At 43.5% G+C, this 22,389-nt stretch carries 18 protein-coding genes and 2 pseudogenes; 9 read left to right on the top strand and 11 right to left on the bottom strand.

Translation table 11 applies throughout. The features are described 5' to 3' along the window. Window positions 1-988 (bottom strand): carboxypeptidase-like regulatory domain-containing protein (locus MM817_RS14965; protein WP_241716615.1); only part of this gene is annotated, 988 nt, incomplete at its 3' end. A gap of 474 nt (window positions 989-1,462) precedes the next feature. Between MM817_RS14965 and MM817_RS14960 the strand changes: the two genes are divergently transcribed. Both MM817_RS14960 and MM817_RS14955 read left to right on the top strand, forming a co-directional pair. Next, entirely contained in the window at window positions 1,463-1,801 is a 339-nt protein-coding gene (locus MM817_RS14960) for a hypothetical protein (protein WP_241716613.1), read from the top strand. Between the two features lie 78 nt (window positions 1,802-1,879). Then, the gene (locus MM817_RS14955; RefSeq protein ID WP_241716611.1) at window positions 1,880-2,074 is read left to right on the top strand and encodes a hypothetical protein; all 195 of its coding nucleotides are present in this window, start codon (window positions 1,880-1,882) and stop codon (window positions 2,072-2,074) included. Window positions 2,075-2,180: 106 nt separating this feature from the next. Here the strand turns inward: MM817_RS14955 and MM817_RS14950 are convergent, their stop codons facing one another. From MM817_RS14950 to MM817_RS14940, 3 genes and pseudogenes are all read right to left on the bottom strand, one after another. Next, on the bottom strand, window positions 2,181-2,492 hold the full coding sequence (locus MM817_RS14950) for a hypothetical protein (protein ID WP_272880024.1): 312 nt from the start codon (window positions 2,490-2,492) through the stop codon (window positions 2,181-2,183). Between the two features lie 387 nt (window positions 2,493-2,879). Further along, window positions 2,880-3,491: pseudogene (locus MM817_RS17330) on the bottom strand (MFS transporter). After that, the gene (locus MM817_RS14940) at window positions 3,461-3,904 is read right to left on the bottom strand and encodes a molybdopterin oxidoreductase family protein (protein WP_336605197.1); all 444 of its coding nucleotides are present in this window, start codon (window positions 3,902-3,904) and stop codon (window positions 3,461-3,463) included. The pseudogene MM817_RS17330 and the gene MM817_RS14940 overlap by 31 nt, the downstream one beginning before the upstream one ends. A 1,610-nt stretch (window positions 3,905-5,514) precedes the next feature. On the opposite strand from MM817_RS14940, the gene MM817_RS14935 reads away from it, so the two are divergent. Then, window positions 5,515-7,320, top strand: a complete 1,806-nt coding sequence (locus MM817_RS14935; RefSeq protein WP_241716605.1) for a bifunctional diguanylate cyclase/phosphohydrolase — start codon at window positions 5,515-5,517, stop codon at window positions 7,318-7,320. A gap of 59 nt (window positions 7,321-7,379) precedes the next feature. Here MM817_RS14935 and MM817_RS14930 read toward each other — a convergent pair whose 3' ends face one another. From MM817_RS14930 to MM817_RS14910, 5 genes are all read right to left on the bottom strand, one after another. After that, window positions 7,380-8,099, bottom strand: coding sequence for an ABC transporter ATP-binding protein (locus MM817_RS14930; RefSeq protein ID WP_241716603.1), 720 nt, complete (start codon window positions 8,097-8,099; stop codon window positions 7,380-7,382). A gap of 26 nt (window positions 8,100-8,125) precedes the next feature. After that, window positions 8,126-8,827 carry an ABC transporter ATP-binding protein gene (locus MM817_RS14925; RefSeq protein WP_241716600.1) on the bottom strand — a complete coding sequence of 234 codons (702 nt, stop codon included), beginning with the start codon at window positions 8,825-8,827 and terminating at the stop codon, window positions 8,126-8,128. Further along, a complete protein-coding gene (locus tag MM817_RS14920; protein WP_241716598.1) occupies window positions 8,817-9,737 on the bottom strand; it encodes a branched-chain amino acid ABC transporter permease in 921 nt (306 codons plus the stop codon). Before MM817_RS14920 ends, MM817_RS14925 begins: the two co-directional genes overlap by 11 nt. Continuing rightward, window positions 9,730-10,605, bottom strand: a complete 876-nt coding sequence (locus MM817_RS14915) for a branched-chain amino acid ABC transporter permease (RefSeq protein ID WP_241716596.1) — start codon at window positions 10,603-10,605, stop codon at window positions 9,730-9,732. The genes MM817_RS14920 and MM817_RS14915 overlap by 8 nt, the downstream gene beginning before the upstream one ends. A gap of 96 nt (window positions 10,606-10,701) precedes the next feature. After that, window positions 10,702-11,943, bottom strand: coding sequence for an ABC transporter substrate-binding protein (locus MM817_RS14910; protein ID WP_241716594.1), 1,242 nt, complete (start codon window positions 11,941-11,943; stop codon window positions 10,702-10,704). A 566-nt stretch (window positions 11,944-12,509) separates the two neighbouring features. Between MM817_RS14910 and MM817_RS14905 the strand changes: the two genes are divergently transcribed. The 3 genes from MM817_RS14905 to MM817_RS14895 all read left to right on the top strand — a co-directional run bounded on the left by MM817_RS14905 (window position 12,510) and on the right by MM817_RS14895 (window position 16,722). Then, window positions 12,510-13,262: an ABC transporter substrate-binding protein gene (locus MM817_RS14905; protein WP_336605196.1), complete on the top strand. Its 753-nt coding sequence runs from the start codon at window positions 12,510-12,512 to the stop codon at window positions 13,260-13,262. A 338-nt stretch (window positions 13,263-13,600) separates the two neighbouring features. After that, window positions 13,601-15,481 carry a molecular chaperone HtpG gene (gene htpG / locus MM817_RS14900; RefSeq protein WP_241716591.1) on the top strand — a complete coding sequence of 627 codons (1,881 nt, stop codon included), beginning with the start codon at window positions 13,601-13,603 and terminating at the stop codon, window positions 15,479-15,481. A gap of 488 nt (window positions 15,482-15,969) precedes the next feature. Beyond that, the gene (locus tag MM817_RS14895; protein ID WP_336605195.1) at window positions 15,970-16,722 is read left to right on the top strand and encodes an IS3 family transposase; all 753 of its coding nucleotides are present in this window, start codon (window positions 15,970-15,972) and stop codon (window positions 16,720-16,722) included. 62 nt (window positions 16,723-16,784) lie between these two features. On the opposite strand, the pseudogene MM817_RS17585 reads toward MM817_RS14895, so the two are convergent. Beyond that, window positions 16,785-17,100: pseudogene (locus tag MM817_RS17585) on the bottom strand (transposase); the annotation flags it as partial. 430 nt (window positions 17,101-17,530) lie between these two features. Here MM817_RS17585 and MM817_RS14885 point away from each other — a divergent pair. Genes MM817_RS14885 through MM817_RS14875 form a run of 3 tightly spaced genes read left to right on the top strand, consistent with a single transcriptional unit; the run spans window position 17,531 to window position 21,183 of the window. Further along, the gene (locus tag MM817_RS14885) at window positions 17,531-18,262 is read left to right on the top strand and encodes a PEP/pyruvate-binding domain-containing protein (protein WP_473828222.1); all 732 of its coding nucleotides are present in this window, start codon (window positions 17,531-17,533) and stop codon (window positions 18,260-18,262) included. Next, window positions 18,243-19,853 carry a PEP-utilizing enzyme gene (locus tag MM817_RS17325; RefSeq protein ID WP_241716583.1) on the top strand — a complete coding sequence of 537 codons (1,611 nt, stop codon included), beginning with the start codon at window positions 18,243-18,245 and terminating at the stop codon, window positions 19,851-19,853. Before MM817_RS14885 ends, MM817_RS17325 begins: the two co-directional genes overlap by 20 nt. Further along, window positions 19,816-21,183: an MFS transporter gene (locus MM817_RS14875; protein ID WP_241716581.1), complete on the top strand. Its 1,368-nt coding sequence runs from the start codon at window positions 19,816-19,818 to the stop codon at window positions 21,181-21,183. Before MM817_RS17325 ends, MM817_RS14875 begins: the two co-directional genes overlap by 38 nt. Before the next feature lie 560 nt (window positions 21,184-21,743). On the opposite strand, the gene MM817_RS14870 is transcribed toward MM817_RS14875, so the two are convergent. Then, complete coding sequence (locus MM817_RS14870) at window positions 21,744-22,235, bottom strand: hypothetical protein (RefSeq protein WP_241716579.1); 492 nt, start codon at window positions 22,233-22,235, stop codon at window positions 21,744-21,746. Window positions 22,236-22,389: the final 154 nt, after the last annotated feature.

The raw sequence follows: 22,389 nt of genomic DNA, 5'->3' as shown, positions 1-22,389 counted from the left end.
TTGCATCTGGAGCCGCGTTACTCACATCTACTTCTGCCAAACCATTGTTGTCATTCACGACAAGAGAAGGGGTGGCTACAGTCGATTGAGCAGTATAAGTCACCGTATTCGATTGAGCACTTTGCTGACCATCGTAGGTTTGCACGACATAGTAGCTACCGCTAGGCAGATTGTCAAAGGAGGCATTACCATTTGAATCGGCTGTGGTTGAACTCACCTCTTGACCAAATGAAGTATACAGATTGACGGTTGCATCTGGAGTAGCATTACTGATAGTTAACGTTACTAATCCATAATAGCTAGTATTCATCGTAACAATCGGTATGGGAAGTGTCCCTGATCCTACTGAACCTCCTGATGTACCCGTTTCAGTTTGCTCTAAGTTAATCCACTCATTGGTATACTGTATGGATGTATCTTGCAATTTTAAAATAGACGATTGAAGTGCGGATACTGCCCCATTGTAAGAAGAATGATAAGAAAATTGGTTCCCTCTGTCATGAAAAGAACGAATTTGATTGTCAATTAGATTTAATTGTTGCCCAATAGTTAGCCAATCTTGACGGGAGTGTTCAAATGAACGACGACCAAATGAACTGCGATTATTTTTAAATCGATTGACTTGATCCCATGCAGATTGAGATTGTTGAAGAATCTGATCACGTTGTTGTTGCAATTGTTGTAGACTTTGATCATTTGAAGTATTCACTTGAGTCATGTCTGCTTCTTGATTGGCTAAAGTTTGCTCAGACTGGTACAAGGCAGATACTTGAGTATTAATCGTTTGAACGGCATTGCTCAATGCAACAATTTGAGGATTGGAAACAGATGAGGACTGTGCTGTTTGTAAAAGAGAAGTCTCCTCTGAAACATTGGACTGATACTGGGTATCAAAAGAAGTACTAGCAAATGCCATGGATACACTAGACAGTGGAATCAGTACAACGGCAGAAGCTACTAGTCCCTTTGTTACTTTCATTTTTTTCATTAGATGGCCTCCCGTTATCATATCAAGCTACTTTATTTTCAAATGTAGTAGGTACGGATGACAACTTGAAAAAGAAGAAACTATCGTTCATCCGTATGGCAAGCTACGTTTTTTACATGATATAGTTATCACTAATGACCATCTCACCTCACCCTTTTGGGTTCACTTTCCTACAAAGGTTTTGCGTAATGCATGTACCACGTTCTTAAGTTTATCAAGACTCTCTTAAAATTCTCTTCGAAAATAACGACAAAGAGTTGAAGGGAAAACGTATAAAAATATACTATTATTGTATTTACAAGTATCTTCCATGTGGTGGTTGGTCATGAGATCACACCCGCTTTCTTTTCGTTAATGAAAATCCTAAGCCTGATCCCATCTCAATCATCCGTTGTGCATCACACCACGTATCCTAAATTCATCAAATGTATGGTATAATTTTCGGGAACATATATTCCAAATGGGGTAGAAGTCATGACTCGAACCTATAAGCAGAGACAAAAGAAACCGATAAGCGGTACCTTCCCACGCAAACCGCTGATCGATCTTGTTTGGCTCAAAAAACAAGAACGAAAAATAGCTAGTGGACATGTGGATATCATGCAACGTGCATTACATAGCATCGAAAAACATCAAGCCTATCTCCTCATTGCTCCTACGATGGAAGAGTACATCCACATACAATTTCCTTTTTGGGTGCATCCATTGCTCTCCCTTCCACCACCGTGCACGCATGTACAACTCGTCCATCTACCGTCGTTGACGATGTGTGATGATTGCCGCCTGACCTTTTGCTCGAAAAAAGTGGAGTGAAAATGGATGGTTTTTGGACTTGTTTTTTTGATACGCTTGTGATAAGGAAAGAAATCACTCATGGGGGGCTGGCGAGAGATGGGGTATAATTACGTGGTTGTCGCCAATAACGACAAAACCAGAATCACCAATTCAGATTTACCACCACAAGAATTTTTAGATGAATTGTTTTACTATACAGACGGGTTAGAGTTGAGTCCGTATAATGGTGTAAATTCAGTGGACGCACTGGGTGACATCATGTATGAGTGCCACCTCGTCCCTCTTTGGTAGAATGGAAGTGTTGGACATCTGGCGTGAAGAGCAGCAAAAACAGGCTAAGGAAGACTCAAAGATCACCAAGATAAGTTGACATCACTCAATCTACCGAGGGACAAATTTACACCACATTTAGGACTTGATCCAGATTGATACCAGCCATGGGACAACTCATGACATTTCGCACATTGTCAAATCCGGTTTGCAAGGGTGACATATCCACGCGACTCAAAGCAGAAAAAATCGCCGGAACATCTTTAATTTGAATCCAGCGTAATTGCACGCCTTGACGCTTCGTGATATCCATAACCGATTGTCCATACCGCTCTGCCAGTTGACCCAAAGTCATCCATTGAGGGATTGTTAGCACGTCGCACGGTAGGCGAATGCAACATGAAACATCCTGGCGTGGTGTCTCGAGCGAATAATCCAACCCAACGAAGACGAGCAAGATCCTCCGCGCTCAGCGATGCAAAACCATTTTGTGCAAATTGTTCAATGTCGTGCAGCACAAGAAGGCCATCTTTTTGTCGCTTGACTTATTCAATGTTAAGCATCTGCGACCCCCTCTTTCACTCATTTGTTTTAAATCTGACATTTTAGATGGCAATTCAAGAGTGCTCTTGAGTGACCATCTACTGTGGAAATTTAGGCTTGCGACAAGGGCTATTAAACTGACGATCGCAAACGGCGTGAACCCCCACTGGTAATTGCCAAAATGCGCCTTGGTTAAGCCGAGAACCATAGGGAAAAGAAAGCCTCCGAGTCCTCCGGCCTCTCCGACCATACCCGTTATGAGTCCAAAGCGATCGGTGAACATTTACGGTAGAAATTGAAATAAAGCTCCATTATCAAGGCCGAAAAGTATCATTATAAGGAGTAAGTCTGCTTCCACTGCTCTCCGCGATTGAAACCACAACATAGATATTGTAGAAATAAACAACAAGCCAAACACGACCTGCAGAATTCTTGACGCACCAATTCGATCAGCCAACCAACCACCTACTGGACGAGATACGCTGCCGGCCAGTGCGAGCAAGGACACGATATCCGCGGGTTCAATAGGATTCAACGCAAATTGATTGTGGAAGTAGATACTCATATAGCTGCTCATACCCACAAATCCACCAAAGGTAAGGGCATAATATCCGCTTGCCAATCAAGCATCTCGATTTGTAAACACTCCCTTACGCGCTGTGAAATTGGTTGTTGCGTGAATTGAGCGTGGGGCCTCGCGCGCCCAAAACAGGAGTAGCAGCAAGACGATGAATAGGGGAAATAGGGCGACGGCAAAATCCACGTGCCAACCAAACGATTTGGCGATTCTGCCCGCAAAAAATGTAGCGAGTAGCGTGCCTGTGTTGCCCGCTCCGACTAAACCTAGGACCAGTCCCTGCTTATTTAAGTCATACCAGCGACCGGCCAGTGGCATATCAATCCTTTTATGAGAGCCAGATCCGAACCAGGTACCAATTGAACATGCAAATCAGCAAATGTCCCCGTTTTAGATTCGCGCGGATCTAAGACAGCAAGAATACCTCCACGTATGCGCATGCTTTGTAGATATTGGAGGAGCGTTGGTTGGCATTCGGCTACGTTGCTTCCTACTAGAATCAAAAAATCAGTATGAGCTATGTCCTCGGCAGGAAAGAGTGATCCTCTATCAAGTCCGAAGGCTTGGTTCATAGCTGTCGCAGCCGCAGCCATACAGTATCGTCCGTTGTAATCGATAGGCTTCGTTTTCAGTACTGTACGTGCAAATTTCCCTAACAGATAGGCTTCCTCGTTTGACAAACTCCCACTGCCATATATCGGCACAGCGTCTTGTCCAAAGTTTTTCTGAATATATTAAATTTTTTTAGGCGAGGGTTAACGCCGATTGGAGGTCCGCCTCTATAAAGCCAGTAGATGTTCGTACAAGTGATGTAAGCAGTCTGTCAGGGTGCTGAGATGTCCCTAACGAATACGCCCCCTTTCTGCAGAGTTTTCCTTTAGAAATAGGGTGCCCTTTGACTGGCGAAAGTTTAGACTTGGCTCTTTGTTTAGAAGCACTTTGGACTAATGCACACTACAAAATGGACAATGTGTCACATGAGATCCCATCTTACACAACACTTCACCAATTATGTAAATTTATATGATATATAACTTAACATAATTGGTGAAATGTTAAAGTGATTGCACTTTAATTGATAATTCGTATAAATAAACATAACATTGAACTAGTGAGGTGTACCCGTTCTCATCGCTAAAATTTATTTTTAAGCAATTGATCAGATCATAAGTACCCGAAATTCATTTCGTGTCTATATGACAAACTACGAATTATAGATGAAATATTTCTATTATTATACTTTTAAAATTAAACTGGTAGAATAGACGTTGTAGGGGTGTACGTCCTTATTACCTCCTGAGAAAGCTGGGAGAAGAAGGTAAGGAGATGCTTGTGAATGAATTATTTATATGGGTAGTGCGGGATAATTGAGCCGGAGCAAGGGAGCGGGAGTTCATGGAGTGAGAAATGTTGCAGTAAGCCAATTGTCACTCAGTGTTGAATCGAGATGAAATTGGTCATTCATCGGCATGATTCACGAGTTGCGCCCTATCTTGGAGGCTGAAGTTCTATCGTGTTATAGTCGGTCATTTTCGTAACTGTCGGCAGACGAACAAGCCAGACTGACAATGTGGATTTAGTTTAGTCACGTAACTCGTAATCTTGGTGAAAAGTGTACCTATAAAGATATGTTAGGTGGAGTCAAGGGCAAGGTGTAGATGGTCCAATGGTTCTATAGAAAATACAATCTGACCTTGACGAATTGATTGCTTACTATCATGGAAAAGGGTATTGCGACGTTTTTATGAGAGCAAGGCCTTATTTGCCCGTCTTTACACAATTTTGGCGAATAGGTTTTTATAATCGTGAGAACGTTTCACTAAGAGTGGGTATCAGCTGTTGGTCGTATACATGCGTTTCCGTTTGTCATAGACTTCGATGAATCGAAACACCATACTTTTTACCTTCTTCATACGTAGATTTTCACTTTTCAACTTGTACATGTGTTCTCTATATTAATGTGGCAAAAAAAGTCTCTATTCGGGCGAACTCATAGCATTTTCCTATGTGACTCATACAATTGCTCCATCAACAGTCTAGTACAGTATTAACATATATTTCAATAAACTGTGGGTGTGCCCGTGATGCCTTTCAGCCATTTTTGATGAGGCGCTGAAATATGAGTTTTCTAGCTCAACTAAAATGATACCACTCCACATCGCAATCTAGGGATTACGTAAATAAATATTTCATGTTAGTATGATTCAAGAATTGGATCTATAGAAGAGTGGAATAGGATAACACTATGATTCCATCATTTTAAAATAGTTTGTGTTTCAAATGATTGAAGATTCACGAATAAAATAAAATTTGGCCTGATCGCCAGTAGGGACTGTATAAAATGAAGCATCGTCGTGGCCATCTATTTTGGCCGCTGGTGGTCGTTACATCAGCAGGAAACGCATTGGTTGTGTATGCTATATGGCAATTGTTCGACACTTGGAAATTACCTAATGCGTTTAGCGTAGTAGAACTAATGCTTCTCGGATTTCTAGTTATGCCATGGTCTGCTAAAATGCCAAGCGGAGCTTCCTGGCGGCCTGGAATACCGTTAATGATGATGGGGATATTTTTAGTTCAGCCTGCTTTTGTCGTACTTATTCCGATTGCAGGTGTTGTACTCGTCACCATTCGTGCAAAAAGCAGATGGTGGAAGTACTTTGAAACCATCGCTCATGTAGCCTTAGGCTTAGCCGCAGGTGCGTATACCTATACATTTGTGTATCGTCTTTTAGGCGATCATGGGATAAATCGTACGATTGCTCTTCTTCCGGCTTTGTTAGTTCACTTAGTTGTGAATCGATTCATATCTGTGATGATTATAGCTAATCGAGAAAATCGCCCGATTTTACAACAAGTGACTTTTACTATCTCTGAATTGCACTGGGGTTATATCAATGCTTATCTGCTCATTGTGCTTGCATCTATGGTTTCAACTGCTACTATACCTTACGCAATCTTAGTCATCGCTATCTTACAAGCAGGTGTTTTTCTTGCGGTTTCTCATTATAGTCGATTAGAAAAACTTCAGAGATCGATATGGCTAGATGGCTTGACGAATCTTGAAAATCGCACAGCGTGGGAGCAACACAGTGTAGGGAGTATCATTGTTCAAGCAGGGATGCATCTGTACATGATTGATGTCAATAACTTTAAAGATATTAATGATAAATATGGTCATCTTTTAGGGGATGCTGTCCTGCGCGAAATTGCACGAATCATACGTGCTTTATTACCTGTAGATGCACGAGCGTTTCGGATTGGTGGGGACGAGTTTGTTGTACTGATCCCCACTCCTTATGGTGAAGACTTTATCGATCGAGTTCGGGAGCAGCTTTCTGAATCCAATAATGCGTTTGTGCAACTCGACAAACCAATTACGATTAGTATTGGACAAGCCATAGCGCATATAGATGGTAAATACATGCATGAAATATTTGATGTAGCTGATCAACGCATGTATGAGGAAAAGCGAAAAACGAGGTATACCGAAACAGGTTTAGATTTTGGTATTCCAGCGAGTATATTGAGTTTAATATTGGCTGTCGAATCAAAAGATCCCTATACGGCGGGCCACAATCTTCGCGTAGCTTACTACGCATTACAATTAGCGACTCAGATGGGGTTAGATGAACATACCCGAAAATCGATATTCCGCTCTGGATTGGTTCACGATGTTGGGAAAATAGCTGTGCCTGATGCCATTTTAAATAAGCAGACAACATTGACAGTCAGTGAGTATGAGATAGTTAAACGACATCCTGTGACCGGCTTTGAAATGTGTAATAAACTAGGATTTACAAAAGAAGAATTACAAGTAATACTCTATCATCACGAAAGATTTAATGGAAGTGGATATCCAGCAGGTCTTAAAGGTGACGGTATTCCAACGGTAGCATGCATTGTCGCTGTCGCAGATGTATATGATGCGTTGTCATCTGCAAGGTCTTATCGCAAGGCATGGAGCCATAATGAAGCGATGGAATACCTGAGACAACATATGCATACGTTGTTTGATCCGGTATGCGTCGAGGAGTGGATTTCGTTGAATGAGGCAGTTGAACAGAAAGAAACATTTCTGACATGGGTAAAGGGAACAACATTTGCAGATACCTTCAGTGAAGTAAAAATGGTGGTTGATATTTAATGAGTGCAGCTGTTTCTTATTTACTTATAATTCGATCCAACCATGCAGATGATTGCGCTTTATGTATTCACAGGTGATACTCCAAAATAAGCGCGATGTAGGGCATCATTCTTTTTTAATTCATCGACTGTTCCTGTAAAGGCCATGCGTCCAGAATCAAGAATATATACTTTATCAGCAATGTCGAGAAATTTTACATTTTGTTCCGCGATCAGAAAAGATAATCCCTGTTTTTGAAAACGGGAAAGAATGCTCATGACTTCTGTGACAAGAAGAGGGGCCAGCCCTGATGATGGTTCATCCATGATCAAGAGTTGGGGATGACTCATAAGTGCTTTCGCAGTACTAAGCATTTTCCGTTGCCCGCCACTAAGACTGCCTGCAAGAGCTTTTCGTTTTTGCTTGATAATAGGGAACTCTTCAAACATCTCTTGCATTCTCTGGTTTACTTCATGACGTGAGGAGTAGTATCCCCCAAGTCGTAAGTTATCTTCCACAGTTAAACTAGGCACTACACCTAGTTCTGAAACGTATGATATTCCTTTGCGAATACGTCGATCTACGCGCATAGCTTGAATCGGTTGATTATCATACAGAATTTGTCCGCCCCATGTATGAATGAGTCCGATAAGCGTTTTTAATAACGTACTTTTACCAGCTCCATTTGGGCCAAGGATCAAAACGCGTTCACCTTTTGCCACTTCAAGATGGACATCCCATAAGATTTGCATTTTCCCATAGCCTACTTGTAACTGTTCCGCGCACAATAAACTTGGCACTGTTTTATGCACTCCTTTTAAACTTTTTATCGCCCGAGATAAATTTCAATGACTTGCTCATCTTTCGCGGCGGAAGTAAGATTACCTTCAAATATTTCTTTTCCTGCATTCATCACAATCACACGTTGCGTTAATTGGTTAACAAATCCGAGCAAATGTTCGACTACAAGTAGTGAAATACCTTTAGAAGCAAGTAGTTGTAATTTGTGCGCGACATCATCTAGTTCTGAAGGACTTAGTCCAGCTGCCAATTCATCGATTAATAAAAGAGATGGACTACTGGCAAGTGCTCGTGCAAGGTCAAGCAACTTTTGCTGTCCACTCGTCAGACTACTAGCTTTACGAGTAGCGAATTCTTGTAATCCGACGAATTCTAGAGGATCACCAATAGTATTTTGTTTATGGGTAGAGTGAACAACAAGAATATTTTGTGCAACAGTAAGGTCGTGAAATGGTTTGGGGATTTGGAAGGTGCGATTGATTCCTAATCGGGCCATATGATGTGGCGCGTTGCCAGCAACATGTCTATTTGCAAATATGACCTGCCCGCCATCTGGTTTGTATAGTCCAGAAATTACATTAATACAAGTTGTTTTTCCGGATCCATTTGGACCCACTAAGCCAAGAATTTCACCGCGCTCTAGAGAAAAGGATATGCCATCAAGAGCGCGGAATCCTCCAAATATCTTCACGACATTTCTTACTTCTAAAAGTGGGTTACGGGACATAAATCCCCCTCCTTGAAAATAGCGACATGATTCCATTTGGTAAAAAAAGTACGAGTGTAATGATGAGTACACCGTATATTAATTGAAAATATTGAGGAGAAGAAATGCCAATGACATTATAGAGTCCATATAAAACAATTGTCCCTACAATTGGACCAAGAAGAGTTGTTCCGCCACCAAATAAAGTGAAGACGATAGCGAAAATGCTAATGGACAAGTCAAATACCGTATCTGGGTAAAATACAGAAATATGCCATGCATAGGTAGCTCCGACAAGTCCCGCAAGTATGGCTGTTGTAAGCCACACGTAGGTTCGTGCTCTAAAAACGTTAATTCCAGCCATTTCAGCACTCACAGGATCTTCGCGAATGGCAATCAGAGACATACCCATGCGCGAATTTCGTAAATAGGCAACAAACGCAGTGGCGAGTACTAAGATGACGAGCATGACATTATAACTCGTTTGTTCGTCAAATATCCCTGATAAGTTGACGCCATATGGACCACCAGTGACTGCTTGAAGGCTTTCGTTTGAAACGACATTATAAAGTATTTCTGAAGCTGCAAGAGAACCGATAGCAAAGTATGCTCCTGATAATCGCAAGAGCGGGGAAAGAATGAATCCGACAATCAGTGCGGTAACTCCACCTAGCAATACAGCTAAAAGTGCAGGAGTATGTAGGAGAGTGACAGCTGCTGATGCGCCATAGGCCCCAATTCCAAAAAAACCGACATAACCAAAAGGAAGATAGCCTGTGAAACCATATAAGATATTGACACCTTGTGCCAACGCCATAAAAACCATCATTTGAAATAGGAGCGATTGATTTTGATAAAATGTGGGGCCAACCTCAAAAAGTATAATTAATAAGATCATAATCACGCCATTTTGCAGTACATGTTTACGCATTGCGTTCCCTCCTGCCAAGCAACCCATTAGGACGAACGAGTAAAATGAGTATAAGTAGCAAATAAGGTACAAGACTTGACCAACTTGGCAGGTAAGTTTGCATGAGCATCAAACAAATACCATAAATAAGTCCACCCAAAATTGTCCCCAGTGGATTGCCAAGTGAACCAATTACGATAACTGCAAAAGAGGTTGTTGTAAGGTCTACACCCATTGACGGATAAATTCCACCTAGAATGAAAGGGGTCATAGATCCAGCTGTAATGGCAAGGACAATGCCAAGCGCAAAGGCAATAGCTGAAATACGATGGACGTTAATGCCACTGCTCATGGCCTCTGTGCGATTGCCCATGATTGCACGTGTCGCAATCCCAATTTTGGTATGATATAAATACCAATACATAAAGGCCATAGCGATAATACTTATGATGACTGCAACAATCCAAGTGAATTGTATGTCTTGCCCAAGAATGTTAACAGGTTGTGTCCCGAAGACGGTCGGATTCACCGTCTCTGTGTTTGTTCCAAAAGCGAATGTAGCTAAAGATTCGATGACTTGAGAGAGACCAAAAAAGAGAATGAGTGATAACATCTCAGGGTCGCGTGACTTTAATAATCTTGGAACGAAACCATAATAGAGTGGGATACCTACGACAAAAAAAATAGCTATCTCAATAACTAATGAAATGATCGGATTTAGATTCCAAACCGAGTAGCCAAGGTACACGCCAAAAGCTCCCAGCATGACAAAATCTCCATGGGCTAAATTCACAATTTTCATGACACCAAATATAAAATTAAGTCCTAGTCCCATCAATCCGTAGAAGATACCAATGAGTATCCCGGATACAAGTGTGAATAATAGCATATGAATTTTACCCTCCGTATAGTGGTGGGAATCATATCCTCACATCGCCATTCTGAAGTAGGAACTAAGAGTGATGTGAGGATGGCATTATTTTATTTATTTAATAATTTTCATCGATAGGATTCCTGAACTATTGTAGGACATTTGACCAATAGGGAGAGTTTCACCTAGTTGAGCACCTTCATTGTTAATCTTAAAAGTTCCATCAATCGTGTTAATCTGTCCTGAAAACTGTGTGACTGCGTTACGTAAGGCTAACTGACTCAAACTGGTGGATGTTTCTAAAGTTTTTTGTATTGCAAGGCCTGTGGTATATCCAGCTACATTCAAGAAATTAATATGATTTTTACCTGAAAATTGCTCAAATTTTTGTTCGAATTGGGGTAATGTAAGCCCGTAGTTGATATTGCTATATTGAATAAAAGGCGGTGTAGGATAGGTGTACAGACCGTTCAATTGTTGTTTTGAGAAGTCCTTACCAAACATAGTTGGCAATTGTCCTGGAAAGATAACAAATGTTTTTTTGAATGTAACACCAGTGGATTGAACGGCTTGCAAAAAGGCGATATCATTATTAGGATAACCTAGCTCAACAGCCATTTGTGGATTCGCAGATGCCATATTATGAACAAGAACGCTATAGTTTGATGTTGACGTAGGGACGCCTGTATTGTAAACAGGTGTAATTCCAGCAGCTTGTAACTTTTGAACAAGTGTAGCTTCTTGAGATTGGTCAAAGTCATTTTGACAGTATAAAATCCCCACCTTTTTAATACCAGATTGTATGATGTAATTAGCTAAGCTATCAGGCCAAATTTGTGAAGTAGGCAAAGAGGTTAGAACGAGATACGGGTTATTAGGTGTAAAGAAAGATTCTCCCGTTCCCGTTGGATCAAAGAGCAACATTTTATTTTCCTCGGCGATAGGTACAGCCACAGATGTTAAAACAGATCCAAAGTCAGAAACAAGAATATTGACGTGATTTTGTGTGATTAATTGGTTGTAAAGGTTAATTGCAGTTGATGCACTGCTCTGGTCGTTATACGCAACCAAGTTTATCTTTTCTTTCTTTCCAGTAGCCTTTACCAGAACTCCACCATTTGCGTTTATTTGGTTCACCCAAAATTGCAAGCCTTGATATTCAGGCATGGACGATGTGGCAAAAGCCCCTGTAGATGCATATAAGGTTCCAATGGTAATTTCATTACTGGATGGAGATGATGTGGGGCTAGGTGAATTAGCACTCGTTGCTGCATTATTTGTGCCACACCCGGCTAATAGGCCAATGACAGTAGCGGCACTGGCAGTGGATACAAAAACTCGGTTCCAATTGGACACAATGAGTCCCCCTTGTCTTTATCTTGTAAATGTAAACACAGTTATGCTGAGTAAAAGTTGATCAATCATTGGCGATGCCTCATTGTTAAAGACCTATGGTTACATCGTTAGTATTTTATAGATTTATGTGCAGAGTGTATGATACATTCGCCTCGTGGTAGGGAATGTCCGTTTTTATTTTATGTTTTGTGGACTGAGAATAGATGTATATTCGTAGACTGGAGCAGGTCGTTAAACTATTTTGACAACGCTTACATTAACTGAATTTATTGTTTTTTATGAATATTTATTGTAAACTACAAAAGTAGATGAAAGGAGAAGGTTATTTTTATGGTAATGTACATACTTAAAAATAAGCGTCGAAGTTTGATTGGAGTGCTCACATTAGGGATTGGTCTTGTGTTAACTGGATGTGGAACGACATCTGCCACTCCGCTTACATCGCAGGTATCGTCAGCTAATGATAAACCTACACCTGGCGGAACGATTATCTATGCTCTTGCACCTCAAACCAATATAAACTGGTATCTCCCACTCATTAATGGCGCTTCTGATACCACAGTAAAATTTTCGACCATCTCTATATCAGGCAGGCGTTACAGATGGGGATTGATAATCAATCAATTGCTACAGATATCTATCACGGGTATGCATCTCCAACAGATGGACCGATTCCTTCCGTTCCGAGCACTCCGTATTACGATGTTAATATGAAAAACGCTTATGCATATAATCCAGTAAAAGGTAAGCAACTTTTAGAATCACATGGATGGAAAGATGTTCACGGTATCATGACAAAAGGGAATGAGGAACTTAAATTTACTATGATGTATGTAAGTGGGACAATGGCCGGATCTGACACGGCACTTTTAATGAAGCAAGATTGGGCACAAGAAGGAATTGATGTGTCGTTAAAGCCAACGCCTTTTAGTACATTAGTAAGTACAATTAATCCAAGTACTCCAAACTCATGGCAAATAGCAACTGGAACTGAATGGTACTACAATGGGCCAGGTTACTACCCTACAGGAGGACAGTTATTTGCTACAAATGCACCATCTGGTGAGGGGTATAGTAGTGCAAAAGAAGATGCATTGATTCAAGCAACGCATCTTCCTTATGGGACACCAAAGGAGACATTAGATCATTTTTATGCTTATGAACAGTATACGGCTCTACATTTGCCTATTCTATGGGGCGATAATGTTGCAACTTTGGCAGTACATTCTCCTGAGTTGCATGATTCTGTACAATATGCAAATGCTGTTGTTGGTTATCCGCAGATTCAGTATTGGTGGATATCTAATGTAAAATCATAGTGGACATTTGATTTTATCTACTTAAGTCAAGAGGGTATGGATTCATATGATATCCTGTAGTCTTTTACGTAAATTAGGCAGCATCTCTTCATCGCCAGTCAGTCCCACTGAGTCCGCAAATGCATCAGTTGAATTGACTGGCGATTGATTATAGCCATGACATCATGTGCAATTATGCATCAGAGGTCAGATAGAGGGTGATAAATTGACGTAAACCAAAGAATATGTACAATAGACAGTGGTATGATGATGTCGTGGCAGGAAGAGTCCATTCATTGAGTACGCTTCACGGCGACAGCACATACATATTGAGAAAACTTGAAAGAGGAGACGTTCTTATGGATAAAACACCATTTAAAGCAGAATCAAAACGGATGTTGGAAATGATGATTCATTCTATCTACTCTCATCGAGAAATTTTTTTGAGGGAATTGATTTCAAACGCTAGTGATGCAATTGATAAAATATACTACAAAGCATTAACGGATAGCACCTTAACCTTCGATAAAGATAATTACTACATAAAGGTGGCTGCAGATCAAGAAAATAGAACCTTGACGATTGTGGATACGGGTATTGGCATGACTAAAGAAGAATTGGAAAACAACTTAGGCGTGATTGCAAAGAGTGGGTCTTTAGCATTTAAGAGTGAAAATGAATCTAAAGATGGCCATGATATTATCGGTCAATTTGGTGTTGGGTTTTACTCATCATTTATGGTTGCCGATATGGTTACGGTCATTAGTAGAGCATTAGGTAGTGACACGGCGTATAAGTGGGAATCGTCTGGAGTTGAAGGTTATACCATTGTACCAACTGACAAGGATTCTGTTGGTACGGAGATTATATTAACAATCAAAGAGAGTACAGAAGATGAGAATTATGACGAGTATCTTGACGAGTATCAATTGAAGTCGATTATCAAGAAGTACTCGGATTTTATTCGCTACCCTATCAAAATGGACGTTACTCAGCAAAGACCAAAGGAAGGTAGCGAAGGGGAATACGAGGAATATCGCGAAGAGCAAACGATTAACAGCATGGTTCCAATTTGGAGAAAAAATAAAAATGAACTTACAGACGAAGACTATGAAAATTTTTATAACGAGAAGCGCTATGGTTTTGATAAACCTCTAACGCATATCCACATTAGTGTAGATGGTGCTGTGAGATACAATGCTATTTTGTACATTCCAGAAAAGACGCCGTATGATTATTACACTAAGGAATATGAAAAAGGGTTAGAACTGTATTCAAATGGTGTGCTTATTATGAGCAAATCTCCTGATCTACTGCCTGATTACTATAGTTTTGTAAAAGGTATGGTCGATTCTGAAGATTTGTCTCTGAACATATCCCGAGAAATTTTACAACAAGATAAACAACTCAAGTTAATTGCCAAGAATATCAAGAGTAAGATTACCAGCCAATTGCTACGCATGTTAAAAGATGACCGAGAAAAATATGAAGTTTTTTATAAATCTTTTGGCACACAGCTGAAATATGGGGTTTATAGTGATTTTGGAAGTAATAAAGACGTGCTGCAAGACCTCCTGATGTTTTACTCATCTAAAGAAAAAACAATGGTTACTCTGGATGAATACATTGCAAGAATGCCTGAAGATCAGAAGTTTATTTATTATGCTTCTGGAGAGACATATGAAAGGCTTGATCGATTGCCTCAGACCGAGCTTGTCTCGGATAAGGGATATGAAATTTTATATTTTATTGAAGACGTCGACGAATTTGCTATTAAAATGCTAATGACCTACAAAGAAAAAGAATTCAAGTCGGTATCTAGTGGTGATTTGGGTATTGAAACTGACGAAAAGCAGGAACCGACTGCACAAGAGGCAGATGAAAATAAAGCACTGTTTGATGAAATGAATAAAATTTTGGGTGATAAGGTGAAAGAAGTACGTATTTCAAAGCGACTAAAAAATCATCCGGTATGCTTAACAGCTGATGGAGAAATCACAATAGAAATGGAAAAAGTATTGAAAGCAATGCCAAATAATCAAAACATAAAAGCTGATAAAGTTTTGGAAATCAATATTAACCACGAGGTGTTTCAATCGTTAAAAGCAGCTTTTGAACACGACAAAGAGAAATTACATCTCTATACGAATCTGTTATACAATCAGGCACTGCTTATTGAAGGGCTTCCCATTGCAGATCCAGTCGATTTCACGAATGATGTTTGTAAGATTATGGTTTGATTTATAGGTGTGGTTAATGACTAGTGACTTCAGTTGAAACCGACTTGTTAATCAGTGGTTGCAAAAACAGAAACATGTATGTACTGTTCACAGGTGGCCCTAGGGAGCATGCCCCAATGGCCACTTAGTTGTAGTTAAAAGGATGCATGCCCACTTAAACAATGATCATTTTATATTACGGTTCATTTATTGATGTTAGGCTATAGATGTGTATAGTGGACACAACGAATCGGGAATGTGACAAAAAGTAAATTGATTCGAGGTGTTAATGTTAGCGAGAAGTACGACAAGGATTTCAAAGTGATTACCGTAAAATTGATTTTGGAGAAGGGGAAGGTCACGGGCAAAGTGGCGTAATATTTTGAAATATATGATAATACTTTGTGCGGCTGGATTACTTAGTATAAAAAGATGCTAAGCATTCGTTTGTTGGGTCCGGTCTTTTAACACCTGAGGCTCAAGCGACACGGGATTTTGAGCGTAAAATTATGAATGGAGAGAGGAGAATAAAATCTTACAAAGGCAGTAGGTATCGTAAGCAAAGACCGGAAGTAAGGTATTCATTCATCTATGATCACCGCTTCGACTTTTCCGTTCAGAAGATGTGTAAAGTACCTGAGGTTTATCGAAGCAGGTATTATGCATGGCTAAAACGACTAGATAGCGAGTGTAAACAGCGACGTAGCATGATGACAAAGCGTATTCACCAAATCTTTCTATCTTCGCGGTGTTTATACGGAAGCCCAATGAATGCACAGGTGTTGCGTGAAGAAGGCGAACGGATTCTACAGAAAACTGTGGCTCACATCATGCGGGAAAACGGTTTAAAGTGTCGTACAATTTGCAAAAACAAGGCGACAACGAATTCTAAACACAATTATCCCGTGCACGATTACGTTTTAAATCAGACGTTTACGGCAGAGCGACCCAACGAGTCAGGTCTGGATGTCGAACATCACGTATGTGTGGACCACCGAAGGATGGCTGTATGTTGCCAGTGTCGTGGACTGGACTTGTATACGTCAAACATTGTTGGGTGGGAAGCAGATTCGAGAATGACCAAAGAGCTTACCATCGAGGCACTTGAGGAAGCGTATCAACGCGAAAAGGGCAAACGAGAGATTTGGGAGTCTATCGAGCTTTGGTACAACCGGTTACGTTTTCACTTATCGATTGGCTACATAACACCCGTGCAATTCCGGGCAGCGTATGCTCAGCTACTGCTTACAATCATTGCTTAAAGGCAAATAACATGTATCAGACAAAGTATTTTGACATTCTTTGTTTGGGCTGTGCACCCTTGTTTCATCCTTTCTGCTGCACGGGCCTCTTTTACTAGGGCTGTCCGAAGCTTTTGATTTCCCTTATGAGTTTTCCCCGACTGCTGTTTTCCTGCACTTTCATTATTTCCTAGAGTCAAGCCAACCCATGAGCACAGAGGATCGGGGATGGAAATTGATCCATGTCGGTCCGATTTCCGTTAAAATTTGCTCTGCTATTCGTCTATTTACACCAGGGATGGTATCGGTATCTATTAGCTCCAGGTATTCCTCAAACGAGGCCATTGGTCTATGAACCTCTTCATCGAGATAATCGATGTGACGTAGTTGCGCAGCCAAGCCTGTCGCAGTATCTGCGGAAGCTCAAGGAGGGAAGGTTGGTCAAAGAGCGCATGACTGCACAGTAGATTTATTATTCTCTCGACGGTGCTGATTTCGCTTTGTTAAGCGGAGTAATGGTGACTCTCCCCAATATAAGTGCGGACTTTACCTAGGTAGGATCACCGATGACGTGTGGGATCAACTTTTGTATAATCTTTAGAATTGGTATATTGCAATCTATACATTTGACACACAGGTGGTGGTAGAGCGAGTGTACATTGTTCCATTGCAGTCAGCGGCGAGTCTGCTGGGGAAGTCGCGCTGTGGGTCTAAAGCTTATGAACTGTCTCGTCTTTTGGAGAAGGGGTATCCCGTGCCAGACGGGGTCGTGGTCACGCAAAACGCGTATCGGCCGAGTTGCATGGGTGCGGATGCGACAGCGAGGAGCGTGAATGAGCGATGGAACTGGGTGACGCCAGAGGTGCTGGAGCAGATCATTCCGGCATTTGGAAAACTGATCGAGGTTTACGGAGCGGTCTCTGTACGCTCCTCGTGTTCGGCTGAAGACCTGACTGAGGCATCATTTGCAGGACAGTACGAGACGGTGCTCAATGTGCAGACGAAAGATGAACTTCTGCACGCGCTGCAGGTTTGCTGGGGATCCGTCAGTGACGGACGGGTCAGGGCGTATGCGCGCGAGAAGCAGGTTGATTTGTGCGACTGTGCGATGTCGGTTGTGATCCAAGGTATGGTCCAGGCGGATCAAGCCGGAGTCGCGTTCTCCAGGCATCCTGTGACGACGGCAGACACTGTTTTTGTCAATGCGAGCTATGGGTTGGGTGAGGCTGTGGTGTCAGGTATCGTCACACCTGATGCGTTTGAGTACGTTAAGGCGACGGGAGAATTGGTCAAAGAGCTCGGCGACAAAGAAGTGCAAGTCGTGCGAGCGGCATCAGGGGTTCAGGAGCAGGCGGTGCCTCTTGTGCACCAAATGATGTACTGCCTGACAGACGCAGAAGTGCTCGAATTGTGCGAACTGGTTGTGCACTTGGAGGGCGAATACGACGCTGCTATCGATGTGGAGTTTGCCTTTGCGCAAGGAAGGCTGTATTTGCTGCAGGTTAGACCCATCACAACCACACAAGAGAGGACGGTTTACGGTGAAGTACCTATACAGTGAGAAAGACGACAACGATTTTTATGTACGCGACGACGTGCATTTTCCTCATGTGCTGACACCGCTGTTTGCCTCGTTTCAACTTCCGAATCAAGAGGAAGGCACCAGGCGCGCGTTCGAGACGCTTCAAGTTCCCCTCGAACGGTTTTCAGTCAGGATGTACCGCGGGCGCTTTTATCAGTGCAATATTCCATTTCAAGGAGACACGGAAGAGCGCACGAGACGTCATCACGACGTCATGGCTCAGCGCCTCCCCGTGATCATGGACTACTATCAAGAGAAGCTGGAGACGGTTTTACTTCCCTACTACGATCAACTAAAACAGATGGCCACACGCGAGTTCAGCCCTGAACAGGCGCTGCAACTTATTCAGGAGATGCATCGCTTCTATGCGGTCGCGTGGGATATTCACTTTGACATCATTTTTCCGCGGATAGAAGTTGGCCTCATTCTCGAGGACTTGTACAAGAAAATGACGGAAGCGACTGATGGGCAGCCCGTGTACGAGTTGCTCGTCGGGGTGATGAACAAGTCTTTGGAAACTGATAGGGCCTTTCGGCAGCTGGCCAATGAGATCAAAGCGGATGCGCAGTGGGCGGCGGTGGTCGGGAGCACCTCAGCGCATGAGATGGACGCCGCACTTTGTGCCACGGCCCACGGGGCGGCGCTTGTACAAAAGCTACGCAACCTGCTTGAAGTGTACGGGTATCGCACGTCTTACTCTCACGAATTTGTCAATGAGTCATGGGTAGAGAATTCGAAATATGCCTGGGAACTGATCCAGTCTTACGTGCAAAAAGAAGAAGACATCGACGCGCAATACGCCGCACTGCGTCAACGCCGCGAGTTAGCCATGAAGGCGCTCATGGACGGCGTGCCGGAGGGAACGGCGAAACAGGAATTTTGGCAGATGTATCAGTATGGGTTACAGTGCTGGGGGCTGGATGAGGATCATCATTTCTACATCGACACGATGCTCCCTGTCATGTACCGTCCGGTTCTCCGGGCGATCGGTCGTACGCTTGCAGGGCAGGGAGTGATTGATCAGGCCGATGACATTTTCTTTCTATACTATGAAGAGGTATGCCAGAGCCTGGCGAATCCATCCGCACGGCAGTCTCTCGTTCACCTGCGAAAACAGGAGTACGAGACGTTTAAACAGGAACAAGGGGAACCTCATCTGGGGCAACTTCCGCCTGCATCTGGCGAAGAAGACGTACTCGTTGATCGAGTCTTCGGGTTGCCGAAGTTCATGAAAGAAAATACCAAAACGTTTTTCAAGGGGTATGCCGCTTCAAAAGGCAGTCACACGGGTACAGTGAGAATCGTAAATGACCAAGAAGAGTTTTCTAAAATTTCTCATGGCGATGTTCTTGTGTGCAAGAGCACGACGCCTCCCTGGACGGTCTTGTTCTCGGTAGCGGGGGCTATCGTGACGGATGCCGGGGGGATCTTGTCGCACGCAGGGACAGTGGCGCGGGAGTACGGAATACCGGCCGTACTTGGCACGAAAGTCGCCACCAGAACGTTGCGGGACGGGGATGTGGTCACGGTCAATGGAACCGAAGGAACCGTTGTCGTTCTCTCGGCGTAATCTGCTGCTTCTCACTGTGATGATGGGGACGATCTTGGTCCCCATCAATTCGACCATGATCTCCATTGGCTTGACGTCGATGGCGCAGGACCTGCACGTCAGTATCGCCAGTATCGCCTGGCTCGTGACCATTTACCTGTTGATCATGGCCAGCATCCAGCCGCTGTCGGGAAAGCTAAATGACACATGGGGAAGAAAGCGGACCTTTATCGCGGGAGCTTCTCTGTTTCTCGTGGCGTCTGTCGGCTGTATCGCATCGGACCAACTGTTGTGGCTGATTGTCTTTCGGGCGATTCAGGCGATGGGCGGGGCGGTGATGTACCCGGCTGCCACGGCGCTGATTCGCGTCAACACGAGCGATCGCGGGATGACCCACGCTTTTGGAATCCTGTCGCTTGTGACAGGACTCGGCGCTGCCGTCGGGCCGTTACTCGGCGCTGCTCTTATCGGGCTTGGCAGCTGGCGCTGGCTATTTGGGGTCAATGTACCGGTTATGCTCGCCTGCATCGCTCTCGCGTTTGTTGCGGTTCCGGAAAGTCACGGCAAACGAACGCGGATTGATTGGGGTGGTTCAGGCCTCTTGCTTGGGGTCCTGCTCGGCGGTGTCTTGATGTTAACGGGGGAAGTTCAGGTCAGTGTCTATGCAGTTATCGGATGGACACTCCTTGTGGGCTGGTTTGCGTTGCGACAGAAGAAGACGGAGTATCCGTTGATCCCGTTTGTATTTTTTCGCAAAGTACGATTCACTGTCGGCAACGTTTCGATCTTGCTGAGTAACTTCGTCATGTATGCCACCATTTTGACGCTGCCAATCTTCTTGCGCCAACGGCAAGATATGTCGCTGCAAGAGATCGGTCTGCTGTTGTTGGTCTTTTCGATCAGTATGTCGGTTTGTTCGTGGCTGGGCTCAGCGGCCGCTACTCGAGTAGGGAAGCCCGCCTTGATCGGACTGGGATTCGGGATGAATATTGTGAGTTCCATGTTCTATTGGTTGATCCTTCGTGTCTGGATGGTACAAGATGCATGGATCTTCTCGGCATTGCTGATCTTCGGGGGTGCCTCTGCCGGAGTGGGCATCGTGTCGATGCAAACCATGTCGCTTGAATCCGTACCGCGCGAGGACGCCGGGTCTGCTTCCGGGATCTATTCGACTTTTCGTTACGTTGGGAGCATCCTCTCTTCCGTGGCGGTGGCGCTGTTCTACCATCAGGTCGACGTGATATTCTTCGCGATGGCTAGCCTGTCGGCGATAGGGGCGCTGCTGATTGTCGTCACGCAGGTGATAGAGCAAGTCGGGGTGAGGTCTTCAGTGGTCGACGACAAGGCGTGACGGTGTGCATCTTGGCGTGTGGTAACTGGGGGAACGTGGGATCATTCGCTTTGATGTTGTCCAAGGTTCGTTCGTTAGCTATATTTGATAACATGTGCACTCTTGAACAGAGTGTTGCACAGTCATCCGCTTTCATGAATGATGTTTACTGTACTTATGAAAAGCGGAGAGGACGACCACCTGTAACTGCTTATCGAACGAGAGGTTGAACTACAGCTTTTAGACGATTGGCTGAACGATGTGAAGGCTCGCACCGTGGTATGGTCCATCAGCGGGATCGGCGGCATGGGCAAGAGTGTGTTCATGGAACAAATCGTGTAACGAGCCCGCGCGTACCATGTCCGCGACATCTGGCTGGATGGGGCGCGCGGCTTGGAGGATGCATCGGATCTGATCAAGCATCTCATCTGGGCGGACACGAGTCGGCAACTCCCAGCGTGGATCTGGAAACTGAGCTTGATCGTTGAGAATCCAGATTCTTGGTATTTATAAACTCAATCGACAGCCGACAAAGTCACTTGTGATTGTCACGCGATAATGAAGGAGTTCCTTCTTACTCTCTACTTTGTGGAAGTTCCCACTTGATTTTGCTCAATCAAGTTCTGCAAAATCCATGGGACCTGATTCATGTCAGGGTTCGGCCCCTGGTAACTTGCCCCAAAGTCGATGCCCCACACAACCTGACTCATGTCCGTTTTGTATTGGTTGAATCCAATGGTCTTCATGCCCTTGTCGCTATACGCATAAAGCGCCAGATCGGACTTCGGGTATGCAACATTAGCTCCCTGCTCTTTCAAGCTGGGTTGGGGGTTACTGCCATCTTGCAAGCTCGCCTTCTCTGCGGCTTGGAAAAACCCGGCTCCTGCACTGGCCGCACACCCGTTGCATAGCGCACTTGATCCAATCTCAAATATGTTTCCACTGCTGTCCTTGAAAGTGAACCCAAAAGTCCCGTCCTCCCCAACCAGGTTCTGGCCAAATGGCTTCATGTCCTTTGGAAGCACAATGTAGAGCGGGTGCGTTGGATCTGCTTGGTATGCAAAGTACGCCACAAACTCCTTCTTTAGATAGGGCGGTAAATTGGTATTAAGTCAATATGGTGGACACACCGAACAAAGAATATCAAAACAGTCTGACGGATTGCACCTTGGATTTAGCTTGCCTTTTTGTTCGCTTTTTTGAAATACATTGATTGGAATTGTACAG

The sequence above is a fragment of the Sulfoacidibacillus ferrooxidans genome (genome assembly GCF_022606465.1).
GTDB classification, from domain to species: domain Bacteria; phylum Bacillota; class Bacilli; order Alicyclobacillales; family SLC66; genus Sulfoacidibacillus; species Sulfoacidibacillus ferrooxidans.
This window is presented reverse-complemented; position numbering and strand designations above follow the sequence as displayed.